This window comes from Olsenella intestinalis (assembly GCF_023276655.1).
In the GTDB taxonomy this organism is placed as follows: domain Bacteria; phylum Actinomycetota; class Coriobacteriia; order Coriobacteriales; family Atopobiaceae; genus Olsenella_J; species Olsenella_J intestinalis.
Genome location: NZ_JALGRK010000002.1, coordinates 176,592 through 191,920 on the forward strand (window position 1 = coordinate 176,592; position 15,329 = coordinate 191,920).

Consider the following 15,329-nt stretch of genomic DNA (forward strand, 5'->3'; position numbering starts at 1 on the left):
TATTCGCGATTGTACGAGGAAGTGGGGCAGAGGTTTTGCCCCGCTTCCTTTTGTATGTAGGGGTACGTTCCGGGAGGTGTTCAGGTGGCTTCGACAGATCTTGAGATGAGGCTTGTGACCGCGCTGGAGGAGGTTTCGGCCGACCATGGCATCGACGTCGTCGACGTCGAGGTGGCCGGGTCGAGCAAGTCTCCCATCGTGCGCGTGCGCCTCGACAACGCCGACGCCGAGAAGGGCACCATCTCGCTCGACGACGTGGCGGCCCAGAGTCCCTGGGTCAACGAGGTGATCGACGCGGTGGACCCGTTCCCGGGCTCGTACACGCTCGAGATCTCGTCGCCGGGGCTGTCGCGCCCGCTGCGCAAGGAGGCCGACTTCGAGCGCTTCGCGGGCGAGACCGTCTCGCTCAACACGATCGCGAAGGAGGGCAGGCGCCGCTACACGGGCACGCTCAAGGGCATGCTCGACGGCAAGGTTGCCCTGGAGTGCGACGGCGAGCTCTTCTCGTTCGCGCTCGACGAGATCAAGAACTGCAAGATCAAGCCCTCATTCGACTAGAGACAGACACGACAGGCGCACGTCGCCCGCGAGAAGGAAGGAAGCACCATGGCATCTGAGATGATGGAAGCCCTCATGGCCCTCTGCCAGGAGAAGCATATCGACGAGCTCTACCTGATCGACCAGCTGGAGCAGTCGCTCGCCAAGAGCTACGCCGAGGTCATGCACATGACCGACGGCGCGCGCGTCACCATCGACCGCTCGACCGGCAAGGTCTACGTCTACGAGCTCGTCCCGAAGGAGGAGTCCTGGGACGACGAGACCGGCCTCTACACGGAGTTCGACGAGGTCGACGTCACGCCGAAGGACACGAGCCGCACCGCCGCGCAGCACGCCAAGAGCGTGATCAACGAGATCGTGCGCAACTCCGCGCGCCAGCAGATCTATGAGGAGTTCAGCCAGCGCATCGGCGACATCATCACCGGCACGGTCCTGCAGACCACGCCCGACTTCGCGTTCATCAAGATCCGCGAGAACGTCGAGGCCGAGCTGCCCTACTTCGACCAGCGCCGCTTCCCCGACGAGCGCAACGAGCGCCCCGCGGGCGAGCGCTACGCCCACAACCAGCGCATCCGTGCGATCATCATCGACGTGCGTGACCCGAGCAGCGGCCAGCCGCCCATCCGCGGCGAGCGCCAGCGTCCCTCGATCGTCGTCTCCCGCACGCATCCCGACCTCATCCGCAGGCTCTTCGAGCTCGAGGTCCCCGAGGTCTACGACGGCGTCGTGGACATCCGCTCGGTCGCCCGCGAGCCGGGCGTGCGCTCTAAGGTCGCCGTCTCGTCGATCGACGACCGCCTCGACCCCGTGGGCGCCTGCGTCGGCCCCAAGGGCAGCCGCGTGCGCACCGTCGTCTCCGAGCTCCGCGGCGAGCGCGTGGACGTCGTCCTGTGGAGCGACGACCCCGCCAAGTGCGTCGCCAACGCGCTCTCCCCGGCGCGCGTCTCCCGCGTCATCGTCGACGCCGAGAACAACTACGCGACCGTGATCGTTCCCGACGACCAGCTCTCGCTCGCCATCGGCAAGGAGGGCCAGAACGCCCGCCTCGCCGCGCGCCTGACCGGCATGCACATCGACATCAAGAACGAGTCTCTCGCCGCCGACATCATGCGCGAGATGCCCAAGGAGGTCGAGCAGGAGGCCGAGGAGGGCGAGACCCGCTGCGAGTACGTCGGCCCGACCGGCATCAGGTGCCGCAACATGGCGCGCCCCGGCTCGCACTACTGCGGCATCCACGAGAAGCTCGTCGACCTCGACGACTCCTCGGTCACCGACGACCCCGACTCCCTGATCTAGCGCGAAACGTCAGGTTCGCCCGCTAGCCCCGTTTCGCACACTCTAGAAAGGAAGTGTCCCATGGCAAAGACTCGCGTACATGACCTTGCCAAGGAATATGGCATGACAAGCAAGGAGATGCTCGCGCATCTCGCGGACATGAAGATCCCGGCCAAGGCCGCCTCGTCGACGCTCGAGGACGCCTACGTCGCGATCGTCCGCAAGAAGCTCAAGCCGATCCTCGAGGCACGCGCCGCCGAGATTGAGGCGCAGCGCAAGGCCGAGGAGGAGAAGAAGGCCGAGGAGGAGCGCATCGCCCGCGAGAAGGCCGAGGCCGAGCGCCTCGAGGCCGAGAAGCGCCGCGAGAAGGAGCGCGCCGAGGAGGAGGAGAGGCGTGCCGCCGAGGAGGCCGCACGCAAGGAGGCCGAGGAGAAGCGCGCCGCCGAGGAGGCCGCGCGCAAGGCCGAGGAGGAGCGCAACCGCGTTCACGACAACGCCCCCAAGGCCGCCCCGTCCTTCTCGAGCCTGCTCGACCAGATCGCCCAGCAGGAGAAGGTCCTGAAGCAGCAGGCCGAGGAGAGCGCCCGCAAGCGCGAGGACTCCCGTGGCGGAGACGCCCGCCGCGGCGGCAGGAGGACCTCCGCGCCGCGCATGGACGCCCCGCACCCGGGCGACGCCGACGGCCGCGGTCGCGGCAAGGGCCGCAAGGGCTCCCGCCGAGGCCAGGAGGAGGACCGCTACACGCGCATGGCCCGCGAGGCGGAGGAGTACAGCCGCTCCCGCGTCCTCGAGGAGGCGCGCGAGGCCGTCGAGGAGGCGACGCGCGAGTCCACCGGCCGCCGCAAGGAGCGCAAGAAGCGCCGCAAGCAGCAGCAGGCCGAGGCGGCCAAGGAGGCACGCATCGAGGAGGCCCTGGCGAACGACCAGGACATCTCGCAGCTCGACACCGTCAAGGTGCCGACCGGCTCGACGGTCGCCGAGCTCGCCGAGCTCCTGGGCGTCAACGCCAACGACATCATCAAGCGCCTGTTCCTTCTCGGCACACCGCTGACCATGACCGAGACCATGTCCGACGAGCTCATCGAGCTGGTCGCCGACGACATGGAGCGTGACGTCAAGGTCATGACGAAGGAGGAGGAGAACTCCTTCACCTTCTACGACGACCCGAAGGACCTCAAGCCCCGCCCGCCCGTGGTCACCGTCATGGGCCACGTCGACCACGGCAAGACGAGCCTCCTCGACGCAATCCGCCACACCGGCGTCGCCGAGGGCGAGGCCGGCGGCATCACGCAGGCCATCGGCGCCTCCCAGGTCAAGATCAACGACCGCATCATCACCTTCATCGACACGCCGGGCCACGAGACCTTCACGGCCATGCGTGCCCGCGGCGCCAAGGTGACCGACATCGTCATCCTGATCGTCGCCGCCGACGACGGCGTCATGCCGCAGACCATCGAGTCGATCAACCACGCCAAGGCCGCCGACGTGCCCATCATCGTCGCCGTCAACAAGATCGACAAGCCGGGCGCCGACCCGACCCGCGTGCGCCAGGAGCTCACCGAGTACGGCGTCATCCCCGAGGAGTGGGGCGGGCAGAACATGTTCGTCGACATCTCGGCCAAGAAGCACCAGGGCATCGACACCCTGCTCGAGAGCGTCCTGCTCGAGGCCGACGTCCTCGAGCTCAAGGCCAACCCCGACACCTTCGCGTCGGGCAACGTCCTCGAGGCCAAGCTCGACCGCGGCCGCGGCTCCGTCGCGACGCTGCTCGTCAACCGCGGCACCCTGCGCGTCGGCGACGCCATCGTCGCGGGCATGTCCTACGGTCGCATCCGCGCCATGGTCGACCCGCGCGGCAACAACGTCACCGAGGCGACGCCGTCCTACCCGGTCGAGGTCCTCGGCCTGCAGAGCGTGCCGATGGCCGGCGACGAGTTCCGCGTCTTCCAGGACGACCGCGACGCCCGCGCCCTCGCCGACGAGCGCGCCCTCAAGGCCCGCATCGAGGAGCAGAACAAGGTCAAGCACGTGACCCTGGAGAATCTCTTCTCGACGATGGAGGATGCGGAGTTCAAGGAGCTCAACCTCATCATCAAGGCCGACGTCCAGGGCTCCATCGAGGCACTTCAGGACTCGCTCGACAAGATGGACCAGTCCGAGGTCCGCATCAACACGATCCACTCGGCAGTCGGTGCCATCACCGAGACCGACGTCATTCTGGCCGACGCCTCCAACGCCATCATCATCGGCTTCGGCGTGCGTCCCGAGGCCAAGGCGCGCACGGCTGCCGAGCGCGACGGCGTCGAGATCAGGACCTACAGCGTCATCTACAAGTGCATCGAGGACATCGACGCCGCCCGCATCGGCATGCTCAAGCCGACCGAGCAGGAGGTCCAGACCGCGTCCATCGAGGTCCGCAACACCTTCAAGGTGCCCAAGGTCGGCATCGCGGCCGGCTGCATGGTCGAGGACGGCGAGGTCTCCCGCGACGACCTCTGCCGCCTCGTGCGCGACGGCATCGTGGTCTACGAGGGCCAGCTCGCGTCGCTGCGCCGCTACAAGGACGACGTCAAGAGCGTCAAGGCGGGCTTCGAGTGCGGCGTCGGCCTCGAGAACTTCCAGGACATTCACGTTGGCGACGTCATCGAGACGTACCGCATCGAGCAGGTCGCCCGTACGGAGTAGGTGGACATGAAGCAGAACCGCAATTCCCGCCGCATCAACAAGCTTGCGCGCGAGAAGCTGGCAAGCATCCTCCTGTTCGAGGTCTCGGACCCGGACCTGGCGCTCGTGACCCTCACGAGCGTCGAGGTCTCGGTCGACAAGTCCGTGCTCAAGGCGTACGTGAGCTGCGACCGCGACCGCTACGACGAGGTGAGTGCCGCCCTGGCGCGCGCCAAGGGACGCATCCGCGGTCTTCTCGGCCACGCGCTCGACTGGCGCGTGACTCCCGAGCTGGTCTTCCAGATCGACACGACCGCCGACGAGGCGGAGCGCATCGCACTCGCGCTCGAGAACGTGCCGGCGACGCTCGCCGTCGAGAAGGACGAGGCTGGCTACCCCGTGGCGCCTGCCGCTGACGGTGACGCCGACGAGGCCGATTCCGCAGACGAGGCCGACGAGGCCGACGACGGCGCCGAGCTCGACGAGGGCGCGGCAGACGGCGAGGTCGAGGCAGGTGAGTAGCCACATGGGCATCATGTACGACCCCGAGCAGGGCGAGCGCTTCGCCCGCATCGCCGAGCTGGTCGAGAAGAGCGACACGGTCGCGATCTGCGCCCACACCAGCCCCGACGGCGACGCGCTGGGCTCCACGCTCGCCCTCGAGATGGTGCTGCGTGCCAAGTGGCCGGAGAAGCACTACGTGAACCTGCTCGCCGACGACGAGCCGGTGCCGCGCATCTACTCGTACCTGCCGGGATCGGAGAACCTCGTGCCCGCGAGCTCGTTCGTGGGCTCGCCCGACCTGTTCGTGAGCGTCGACGTCTCGGTGCCCGCTCGCCTCAACCACGGCGAGGCCGTCATGCGCCGCGCCCGCATGCGCGCGATCATCGACCACCACCCCTGCGACGAGCCCGTGGCGGACGCCTGCATGATCCGCCCGAGCGCGGCCGCGGCGGGCGTGCTCGTGTGCGAGTTCGCCCTGTTCCTGGGCGTGGAGATCACCTCCGACATCGCGCGCTGCCTCTACTGCGCCATTGCGACCGACACGGGTCGCTTCCAGTACCAGAACGCGGACCCCGAGGCCTTCCGCGTGGCGTCGCTGCTCGTGAACGCCGGCGCCTCGCCCTCGGAGCTCTCGCTCAACGTGTACCAGAACTTCAGCCTGGCCTACCTGCACCTCGAGTCGCTGGTCATGGGCAGGATCACCACGTTCGCCGGCGGGCGCGTCTCGTACAGCTACGCCACGGCGGGCGACCTCAAGCGCACCGGCGCGAGCCTCGACGAGTGCGACGGCCTCGTGGACGCCGTGCGCAGCGTCGCCGGCTCCGAGGTGTCGCTCTTCCTCAAGGAGATCCCCGGCGGCAAGGTCAGGGGCAACCTGCGCTCCAAGACCGACCACGACGTCTCCGGCGTCGCCCGCGCGCTCGGCGGCGGCGGCCACAAGGCCGCGGCCGGCTTCACGATCGAGGGCGACATCGACGAGGCGCTCTCCGAGGCGCTTCCGCTCGTGGTCGCGCTCTTCTCGGACGCCGACGTTTCCGACGAGGGGTCGGACGCCAGGTGAGGCGTGGTCAGAGCGGCATAAACTGCCTGCTTGCGGTCGACAAGCCCGTGGGCATGAGCAGCCATGACGTGGTCGGCCGCGTGAGGCGCGCGCTCGGCGAGCGTCGCGTGGGCCATGCAGGCACCCTCGACCCCGCCGCCTCGGGCGTGCTCGTGGTGGGCGTGGGCCAGGGCACGAGGCTCATGGGCATGCTCACGCAGGACTCCAAGAGCTACCTCGCCGAGATCCGCTTCGGCGCGGAGACCGACACCGACGACGCCGAGGGGCGCGTGGTGCGCGAGGCTGCCCTTCCCGCGGCCTGCGCCGACGTGGACTTCGCGCGCGAGACCGTCGCGCGCCTCGTGGGCGAGCACGACCAGGTGCCGCCCGCGTACTCGGCGATCTCCATCGGCGGCGAGCGTGCGTACAAGCGCGCCCGCGCGGGCGAGGACGTCGAGCTGCCCGCGCGCCACATCACGATCGAGGGGGCGATGCTCATCTCGGTCGCCGAGGAGGGCGCGGTCTGGACCTGCGCCTTTACCGTCTCTAAGGGCACCTACATCAGGAGCATAGCGCGCGACCTGGGCCGAAGCCTTGGCTCGGCCGCGCATCTCTGCGGGCTGCGGCGCACGAGCTCGGGCTCGGTCGACGCCTCGTCCTGCGTGTCGCTCGACGACCTCGACGCGCGCGGCGCCGACGGCGTGGCCGAGCTTGCGCTCGACCCGGTGCGCGCGCTCGGGCTTCCGGTGCGTAGCCTCTCCGAGAAGGAGCGCGACGACGCCCTCTGCGGGCGCGCGATCTCGTGTGGGGCGGTCCGGGTCGCCGACGGCGGCCGCGTGACGCTCGTGTTCGGCTCGAGCGTCGTGGGCGTCTGGGAGCGCGACGGGTCGCGCCTGCGCTGCGTTGCGAACTTCCCCGCGGGCGTGAGCGGGGTGCGCGCGTGAGCGGCGCCGCGCCTGGCGCGGGGGCCGGCCTGGCCGACGTCGTGAGGGAGAGCCTGCTTCTGGGCGACCGTCACGACACCGACCTCGTGCTCGAGGACGTCGCCTTGGGGCGCGTCGCGCGTCGTGCGGATGTGGCCCTCGGGGCGGACGTGCCGGCCGTGGTCTCGATCGGCGCCTTCGACGGCGTGCACGCGGGGCACCGCGCCCTGGCGGAGGCGACCGTCGCCGACGCCCGGAGCCGCGGCTGCCTCTCCGTCGCGCTCACCTTTGACCCCGACCCGGCAGACGTCCTCCCGGGTGCAGCCGCGGAGCCGCACCTCCTGGAGGTGGAGGACCGGGTGAGGGGCCTCGCTCTTCTCGGCTTCGACGCGGTCGTGGCACTGCGCTTCGACGACGCGCTGGCCGCGCTCGACCCCGCCGCCTTCGCGCGCGACTGCGTGCGCTCGCTCGTGAGCCCGCTCGCCGTGCATGTGGGGGACAACTTCCGCTTCGGCGCCCGCGGCGCGGGCGACGTCTCGACCCTGGCGGAGCTCGGCCGCGAGCTGGGCTTCGACGTGGTCGCGCACGAGCTTCTGCTTGACGCCGGCGAGCGCGTCTCGGCGAGTCGCGTGCGCGCGGCGGTCCGCGCGGGCAGGGTCGACCTCGCAAGGCGCCTGCTCGCGCGGCCCCACTTCGTGCGCGGGGAGGTCGTGCACGGCAGGGGAGAGGGCGCGTCGCTCGGCTTCGCGACCGCCAACGTGCGCGTGCGCGAGCTGTCGTGCCTGCCCGAGGGCGGCGTCTTCGCGGGCGCCGTGGTCCTGGGCGGGCGCGCATGGCCGGCCGCGATCAACGTGGGCGCGCCGCCGACCTTCGCCGCGCCCGACGAACTCTTCCTCGAGGCTCACCTCATCGGCTTCGAGGGCGACCTCTACGGGCGCTCGTGCTCGGTGGTCCTTCTGAGCTGGCTGCGCGAGTCGCGGCCCTTCTCGTCCACCGAAGAGCTCGTTTCCGTGGTTCGCGGCAACATCGACTGGGTACGTACCAATGTGGGAACAGAAGGTGTGGAGGTGTCCGCTTGATTTCCGATGAAGACAAGGAGCGCGTGCGCCAGGCGTCTGACCTCCTGCAGATCGTCGGCGAGACCGTCGAGCTCAAGCAGAGGGGTCGCGACTTCTGGGGATGCTGCCCGTTCCATAAGGAGAAGAGCCCCTCGTTCCACGTCGTGCCGCAGAACGGGATCTGGCACTGCTTCGGCTGCGGCGAGGGCGGCGACGTCTTCGCGTACATCATGAAGCGCGAGGGCCTCGACTTTCCCGACTCCATCCGCTATCTGGCCGAGAAGGCCGGCATCGAGCTCTCCGAGGAGCGCGGCGCCGCACGTCGCGGGCCCAAGCGCAACCGCCTGATCGAGTGCCTCGGCGAGGCCGAGAGCTTCTACTCGCTGCAGCTCATGCGCGGCAAGAGCGACGGCGCCGCCGAGGGCCGCTCCTACCTGGGCGGCCGCGGCTTCGGCTCGGCCGTCTGCAAGAGCTGGGGCCTGGGCTACGCCCCCGGCCACGGCGCGCTCGTAGCGCACCTGCGCTCCAAGGGCTTCACCAACCAGGAGATGGTCGCCGCCAACCTCGCGCTCGACGGGCGCGGCAACAACCTGCGCGACCGCTTCTTCGATCGCGTCATGTTCCCCATCCACGACGAGATGGGGCGCACCATCGCCTTCTCCGGGCGCGTCCTCACGCAGGGCAAGCCCGCCCAGGGCGGCAAGTACGTGAACTCGAGCGAGACCGCGGTCTTCTCGAAGAAGCGCCACCTGTTCGCCTTCGACCGCGCCAAGGAGTCGATGGCCGCAACCGGCAAGGCCATCATCTGCGAGGGCTACACCGACGTCATGGCGATGCACCAGGCCGGCTTCACCAACACGGTTGCCACCATGGGCACCGCGCTCACCGCAGAGCACGTCAAGCTGCTCGACCGCTTCGCCAAGCGCCAGATCATCTGCCTGTTCGACGGCGACGCCGCCGGCCAGCGCGCGGCCGAGCGCGTGGTGCAGTTCATGGGCACGACGAGCGCCGACTTTGTCTGCGTGGTGCTGCCTGACAACCAGGACCCCATGGAGTTCCTCTCTTCGCATGACCCCAAAGAGATGGAGGAGCTGCTCGAACGCCCCACGGCCCTCATGAGCTTCGTCTTCGAGAAGAGACTCGCCGGATATGACCTGGCCGTGCCGGGGCAGCGCGTCGACTGCATGCGCGACATGGCGCAGCTGCTCGCGCCCCTCAAGGGCTCCTACCTGCTCGACCAGTACGCCCAGTCGCTCTCCAACTCGCTGTCGGTCGACGCGGGCGAGATCAAGCGCCTCGTGAGCGAGGCCAAGGTCACGCGCCCGGACGACGTGGCACCTGCCCGCGGCGGCTCCCGCACGAGCGGGCGCGCCGCCTCCGGCCAGCGCGCCCAGGCGCGCCCGGCACAGCGCGGCGGCTCGGCCTCGGCCGCCGCACCCGCCGCCACGGCCGTGGTCGACGACGACCTCGACCGCTTCGCGGGCTACGACTTCGCGGAGGGGGACCCCGACGATCCCTACGCCGACATGGGGCAGGCCGCCGCTGCTCCGGCCGCCACGTCCTTCTCGGCGGCGCCCGGCGTCGACCTCGGCGCGTTCTCCAAGGACATGCGCATGCAGAACGCGGCCGAGTGCGAGCTGCTCGCCATGATCGCGTCGCACCCCGACACGATGCGGCCCTACTCGGAGCGCATCGCCTCCTTCTCCTGGGTCGACCGCAGCCACGAGAACGTTGCGTGGGCCATGCTCGCCACGCCGCAGGGCACCTCGCCCATGGAGGTCGTGGCAGCCGCGGAGGCCGTCGAGCCCCAGGCCGCGAGCATCCTCGCGCAGGGCAGGCTCGAGAGCGAATCCACGCTCACGCATGCCCAGCGCGCCGAGTTCCTGCTCGACCTGATCGAGCTCTGCTCGTGCGAGCGCGAGGTCAGGCGCATCAGCGGCAACCTCACGGCCGCGTCGAGCACCGTGCCCGACGAGGACTCGCGCGCCCTCATGCAGACCGCCACTGAGCTGCAGAAGAGAATATATGGTCTTCGCAAGAGACTGTCTGGTTCGGTGTAGTCAGAATTTGATATGATTCCAAGCGCACGTGCGTCGAAAGGATATTTGTGGCCACTAAGAAAGCTGCTACTGAAAGCGACAACCTCGGGCTCTCCGACGAGCTGCAGGTCGTCGTAGAGAAGCTCGTCTCGGGCGCCCAGTCTGGCGGGAGCGTCAGCGAGGACGAGATCCAGATTGCCATCGCCGAGATCGACGTCGACGACGAGGAGCTCTCCGGCATCTACGAGTGCATCCGCTCCAAGGGCGTCGAGATCACGGCCGACTCCGACGCGGCCGCGCCCGCCGTCCCCGGTGCCGCCAGCGACTCCGACGTCTCCGACATCGACGACGACATCGACGACAACGATGACGAGGAGGGCGACGGCCTGGGCGACGACGAGGACGACGAGATGTCCGAGGCCCGCAAGGAGGCCCGCGTCGCCAACGAGGTCCTGCGCTCCGCACCGAAGTCCAAGTCTCGCAAGCGCTCCTCTCGCGCTCGCGCCCGTCGCACCGACAACGCGACCGTCATGCTCACGGGCGACCCCGTCCGCATGTACCTCAAGGAGATCGGCAAGGTCGACCTGCTGACCGCCTCCGAGGAGGTCGACCTCGCCATGAAGATCGAGGCCGGCTGCGCCGCGACCGAGAAGCTCGAGGCCTGCGAGAGGGGAGAGCTCGAGCTCAGGCGCGCCGAGCAGAGGCGCCTAATGCGCATCGAGCAGGTCGGCCTCGAGGCCAAGCAGGCGCTCATCAGCGCGAACCTGCGACTCACGGTCTCCATCGCCAAGCGCTACGTCGGACGCGGCATGCTCTTCCTCGACCTGATCCAGGAGGGCAACCTCGGCCTCATCCGCGCGGTCGAGAAGTTCGACTACAAGAAGGGCTTCAAGTTCTCCACGTACGCGACGTGGTGGATCCGCCAGGCCATCACGCGCGCCATCGCCGACCAGGCCCGCACGATCCGCATCCCCGTCCACATGGTCGAGACCATCAACAAGCTCGTGCGCGTCCAGCGCCAGCTGCTGCAGGACAAGGGCCACGATCCCACCCCGGAGGAGATCGGCGAGGCCATGGGCATCTCCGCCGACCGCGTCCGCGAGATCCAGAAGATCAGCCAGGAGCCCGTCTCCCTCGAGACGCCGATCGGCGAGGAGGAGGACTCCCAGCTCGGCGACTTCATCGAGGACGCGAGCGCCGTCGCGCCTCCCGAGGCGGCCAGTGACTCGATGCTGCGCGAGCAGATCGAGCAGGTGCTCGACAGTCTCGCGGACCGCGAGCGCAAGGTCATCAAGTTCCGCTTCGGCCTCGAGGACGGACACCCCCGCACGCTCGAGGAGGTCGGCCGCGAGTTCGGCGTCACGCGCGAGCGCATCCGCCAGATCGAGGGCAAGACGCTCAACAAGCTCCGTCACCCCTCGCGCTCCGGCAGGCTCAAGGACTATATGGACGACTAGTCTCGGACCCACAGTGGATCGACTCGGTTGCGGGGTGCGCTTCGGCGTGCCCCGCAACTTTGTGCGTTGCGTGATGGCCCCGGTTTGGCGCGGGCGAGAAAAGCCTAGGTCAGGGGCTTGAACTCCCTCGTGGGTGCGCACATCGTGTGCAAGTCAGAATTTCTCAAATTTGTCCTTGCAACGCGAATGCGAATCCGTATACTTATTTCTTGCGTCGCAGCGACGCGAACGAATTCCCCGATGGCGCAGTGGTAGCGCAGCTGACTGTTAATCAGCGTGTCGCAGGTTCGAATCCTGCTCGGGGAGCCAGAGTGCTCGAGGCCGGGAGTAATCCCGGCCTCTTTTTTGTTCTCCTGGTTCGCTCTCCGCTGGCGCTTGCATCGCTGCCGTCCGTCGACTCGCGCCCCTCGGCGTCGAGCGTCGCCTCGCGCGGCGGGGGTCTGGGCATTGTATGGCATCTCGGGCAGGCAAAATCCCTGTGCTAGTATTTACACGTTTAGCAGGACGAGACGTCCGTCAGAGGACTCACCTGGAGGTACTTTGGACTCGCAAACGACCACGACTGACCTTGCCGCGAAGGACGCTTGGTATCCCGCATCCAAGCGCGACTGGTTCATCCTGAAGCAGCTCGTCACGAAGGACTTCAAGCTCAAGTATCGTCGCAGCGCCCTGGGCGTCGTCTGGAGCGTTCTCAACCCGCTCCTCATGATGCTCGTCATGGCGGCCGTCTTCGGGACGTTCATGCGCTACAACGACCCCAGCATCGGCAACTACGCCGTCTACCTCATCCTGGGCAACACCGCCTTCCAGCTCATGAACGACGCGACCAGCCAGGGCATGGGCTCGATCATCGGCGCCAGCTCGCTTCTCAAGAAGGTCAAGATCAACCGCGTCGTGTTCCCGGTCGAGAAGGCCCTCTTCGCGGGCGTGAACTACCTCTTCTCGCTCGTGGCCATCGCACTCGTCATGCTCGTCGAGCAGGTGCCCCTCGGCCTCACGGCGCTGCTCCTTCCCTTCGGCCTCCTGATGCTGCTCGTCTTCTCGGTCGGCCTCTCGATGCTCCTCTCGGCGCTCTCGGTCTTCTTCCGCGACGTCATGCACCTCTGGGGCGTCGTGCTGATCGCCTGGACCTACGCGACCCCGCTCTTCTACCCCTACTCGATCCTTCCCGCGTGGATGCAGACGTTCGAGAAGTTCAACCCCATGTACCTCTACGTCACCTACATCCGTGACGTCGTGCTCTACCAGCAGGTTCCCTCCGTTGCCATGCACGCCGCCTGCGCCGCCTGCGCGCTGGTCGCCCTCGGCATCGGCTACCTCGTCTTCCGCAAGAACGAGCACAAGTTCATCCTCTACATCTAGGAGCGACCTTGACTGACAGCAAAGCAGCAATGCCCTCGTGGCTGCCCGTGGCCACGCTGACGCAGAGCGAGATCTCCTTCGGCGAGCACACCTTCCTCGACGTTGAGATCGCCGGCGACGCCCCTCGCCACGTGCTCTACAGCTACTACTGGTCCATCGAGGGCGGCGGCCTGGGCGACAAGACCGGCACCCCCAAGGACCAGACCCGCTTCGGCTTCATCCCGCCCTGCCCCGGCACCTTCATCATCACCGTCGAGGCCCACGGCTCCGACGGCGTCGTGCGCAACACGAGCGCCTGGGTCAAGGTCAACGCCGTGGACGAGGCCCCGCTCGCGCGTCCCGAGTCCATCGCCGACGACGCCGACGAGGTCATCTCCGTCGACGACGTCTCGATGATCTTCAACATCGCCTCCGAGCAGTTCAACTCCCTCAAGGAGTACTTCATCGCGCTGGCCCGCCACGAGCTCAAGTTCAAGGAGTTCCGCGCCCTCAACCACGTGAGCTTCTCCGTCAAGAGGGGAGAGGCGTTCGGCCTCGTCGGCACCAACGGCTCCGGCAAGTCGACCATGCTCAAGATCATCGCCGGCGTCCTCGAGGCCTCCGAGGGAACCTGTCGCGTCACCGGCACGATCGCCCCGCTCATCGAGCTCGGAGCCGGCTTCGACATGGAGCTCACCGCCAAGGAGAACATCTACCTCAACGGCTCGCTCCTCGGCTACCGCAAGGAGTTCATCGACGAGCACTTCGACGACATCGTCGAGTTCGCCGAGCTCCAGAGCTTCATGGACATGCCGCTCAAGAACTACTCCTCCGGCATGGTCGCCCGCATCGCCTTCGCGATCGCCACGATCACCGAGCCCGACATCCTCATCGTCGACGAGACCCTCTCCGTCGGCGACTACCTCTTCCAGCAGAAGTGCGAGCGCCGCATCCAGGAGCTCGTCCAGTCCGGCAACGTCACGGTCCTCCTCGTCAGCCACTCCATCGAGCTGGTCGAGAGGATCTGCAACCGCGTCTGCTGGATCGAGAAGGGCCAGATGCGCATGGTCGGCCCGACCGACGAGATCTGCGAAGAGTACAAGAGCCTGGGGAAGTAGATGAGCGAATCCGTTGACGTCAGCGTCGTCCTGCCGATCTACAACGCCGAGAAGTACCTCGACCAGGCCCTGAGCTCGATCGAGGTCAACAGCCGCGTCTCGCTCGAGATCATCTGCGTGAACGACGGCTCCACCGACTCGTCGCTCACCATCATGCTCGACCACGCCGCGCGCGACCCGCGCATCCGCGTGATCGACAAGCCCAACCAGGGCTACGGCGCGAGCGTCAACCGCGGCTTCTCCGAGGCCCGCGGCACCTACCTCGCCATCGTCGAGCCCGACGACTACCTCGACGGCCCCATGTACGACGACCTCTTCGAGTTCGCGTGCGGCTTCGACGCCGTCGGCGACGGCTCCGGCCTGCCCGACGTCGTCAAGAGCCCCTACTGGCGCATCTGGATGCCCGAGACGCCGGACGAGCGCCGCCTCCACTGCGCCTACTTTGACCGCATCAAGCCCGCGCACCAGCCCTTCACGGTCTTCGACTGCCCGCGCGTCGTGCAGCACCACCCGTCCATCTGGTCGGCCATCTACCGCCGCGGCTTCATCGAGGACGCGAACATCCGCTTCAAGGAGGTCCCCGGCGCCGGCTGGGTCGACAACCCGTTCCTCTTCGAGACCATGTGCCAGGCCAAGTCCATCGTCTTCAAGAACACGCCCTACTACTGCTACCGCGAGGACCTTCCCGGCTCCTCGTCGGCCACGCGCGTCCTGTCCCTCTCCTTCGAGCGCTGGAACGACATGGCCGACGTCGTCGACCGCCTGGGCATCACCGACCAGGGCGTCCGCAAGGCGCTCGCTACCATCGCCTTCCGCTACGCGGGCGAGGCCGTCGGCCAGGGCGCCCTCGACGACGAGGACCTCACGCGCGCCATGGGCGAGATGTTCGCCCGCATCGACGAGAAGACCATCCTCTCGCTCGAGAACGTGTCCCCGCAGCTCAGGCAGCTCGCCTTCAGGCTCTCCGGCCGTGAGGTGCCAAAGATCTCCAAGCTTGGCTACCTCCGTGGCCTCGTCTCCGAGTTCGCCTACTCCATCCGCACCAACGGCATGGGCTTCGCGCGCATGCAGACGGCCCTCTACCTCAGGCGCCGCAGCTCGCAGGACAAGAAGTCCGAGACCTACGAGAAGAGCTAACGTCCGCGCCCCGCGCCCGCCCACACGATGCACATCGCCGCGCCCGGCCGCCCAACCTGCGGTCGGGCGCTCCCATGTGCCCCGCACCCAACCTTGCGCCGGATTCGCCAAAAATCGCCCTTGCGCCGAAGGCGGGAGGCGCTATAGTTGTTACGACCTTTAAGCACGGTGCGAGACGCCGGCAAGGACCCGAACCTAGTTGGTTCACTGAGCCAT

12 protein-coding genes and 1 tRNA gene are annotated in these 15,329 nt (G+C 67.9%); all 13 read left to right on the forward strand.

Features of this window, described 5'->3' with window-relative positions:
- Positions 1-84: 84 nt before the first annotated feature.
- The 13 genes from M5D76_RS05680 to M5D76_RS05740 all read left to right on the forward strand — a co-directional run bounded on the left by M5D76_RS05680 (position 85) and on the right by M5D76_RS05740 (position 15,113).
- Positions 85-558 (forward strand): ribosome maturation factor RimP, encoded by a 474-nt coding sequence (locus M5D76_RS05680; RefSeq protein ID WP_248922424.1) that lies wholly within the window; start codon positions 85-87, stop codon positions 556-558.
- Between the two features lie 48 nt (positions 559-606).
- A complete protein-coding gene (nusA, locus tag M5D76_RS05685) occupies positions 607-1,854 on the forward strand; it encodes a transcription termination factor NusA (RefSeq protein ID WP_248922425.1) in 1,248 nt (415 codons plus the stop codon).
- 60 nt (positions 1,855-1,914) lie between these two features.
- Positions 1,915-4,518 (forward strand): translation initiation factor IF-2, encoded by a 2,604-nt coding sequence (gene infB / locus M5D76_RS05690; protein WP_248922426.1) that lies wholly within the window; start codon positions 1,915-1,917, stop codon positions 4,516-4,518.
- 6 nt (positions 4,519-4,524) lie between these two features.
- Complete coding sequence (gene rbfA / locus M5D76_RS05695) at positions 4,525-5,019, forward strand: 30S ribosome-binding factor RbfA (protein WP_248922427.1); 495 nt, start codon at positions 4,525-4,527, stop codon at positions 5,017-5,019.
- Positions 5,020-5,023: 4 nt separating this feature from the next.
- Positions 5,024-6,061 (forward strand): DHH family phosphoesterase, encoded by a 1,038-nt coding sequence (locus tag M5D76_RS05700; protein WP_248922428.1) that lies wholly within the window; start codon positions 5,024-5,026, stop codon positions 6,059-6,061.
- Positions 6,058-6,984, forward strand: coding sequence for a tRNA pseudouridine(55) synthase TruB (gene truB, locus M5D76_RS05705; protein WP_248922429.1), 927 nt, complete (start codon positions 6,058-6,060; stop codon positions 6,982-6,984). Before M5D76_RS05700 ends, truB begins: the two co-directional genes overlap by 4 nt.
- On the forward strand, positions 6,981-8,042 hold the full coding sequence (gene ribF, locus M5D76_RS05710) for a riboflavin biosynthesis protein RibF (protein WP_248922430.1): 1,062 nt from the start codon (positions 6,981-6,983) through the stop codon (positions 8,040-8,042). The genes truB and ribF overlap by 4 nt, the downstream gene beginning before the upstream one ends.
- Positions 8,039-10,081, forward strand: a complete 2,043-nt coding sequence (dnaG, locus tag M5D76_RS05715; RefSeq protein WP_248922431.1) for a DNA primase — start codon at positions 8,039-8,041, stop codon at positions 10,079-10,081. The genes ribF and dnaG overlap by 4 nt, the downstream gene beginning before the upstream one ends.
- A 47-nt stretch (positions 10,082-10,128) precedes the next feature.
- Positions 10,129-11,517: an RNA polymerase sigma factor RpoD gene (rpoD, locus tag M5D76_RS05720; protein WP_248922432.1), complete on the forward strand. Its 1,389-nt coding sequence runs from the start codon at positions 10,129-10,131 to the stop codon at positions 11,515-11,517.
- Positions 11,518-11,751: 234 nt separating this feature from the next.
- Positions 11,752-11,826, forward strand: a tRNA-Asn gene (locus M5D76_RS05725).
- 231 nt (positions 11,827-12,057) lie between these two features.
- Positions 12,058-12,879 carry an ABC transporter permease gene (locus M5D76_RS05730; protein WP_248922433.1) on the forward strand — a complete coding sequence of 274 codons (822 nt, stop codon included), beginning with the start codon at positions 12,058-12,060 and terminating at the stop codon, positions 12,877-12,879.
- Between the two features lie 8 nt (positions 12,880-12,887).
- Positions 12,888-13,976 carry an ABC transporter ATP-binding protein gene (locus M5D76_RS05735; RefSeq protein ID WP_248922434.1) on the forward strand — a complete coding sequence of 363 codons (1,089 nt, stop codon included), beginning with the start codon at positions 12,888-12,890 and terminating at the stop codon, positions 13,974-13,976.
- The gene (locus tag M5D76_RS05740; protein ID WP_248922435.1) at positions 13,977-15,113 is read left to right on the forward strand and encodes a glycosyltransferase; all 1,137 of its coding nucleotides are present in this window, start codon (positions 13,977-13,979) and stop codon (positions 15,111-15,113) included.
- Positions 15,114-15,329: the final 216 nt, after the last annotated feature.

What these genes read in the sequence shown, in the direction of transcription:
- nusA (WP_248922425.1), top strand. Translation starts at nt 607, where the DNA reads ATGGCATCTGAGATGATGGAAGCCCTCATGGCCCTCTGCCAGGAGAAG.
- infB (WP_248922426.1), top strand. Translation starts at nt 1,915, where the DNA reads ATGGCAAAGACTCGCGTACATGACCTTGCCAAGGAATATGGCATGACA.
- rbfA (WP_248922427.1), top strand. Translation starts at nt 4,525, where the DNA reads ATGAAGCAGAACCGCAATTCCCGCCGCATCAACAAGCTTGCGCGCGAG.
- M5D76_RS05700 (WP_248922428.1), top strand. Translation starts at nt 5,024, where the DNA reads ATGGGCATCATGTACGACCCCGAGCAGGGCGAGCGCTTCGCCCGCATC.
- M5D76_RS05740 (WP_248922435.1), top strand. Translation starts at nt 13,977, where the DNA reads ATGAGCGAATCCGTTGACGTCAGCGTCGTCCTGCCGATCTACAACGCC.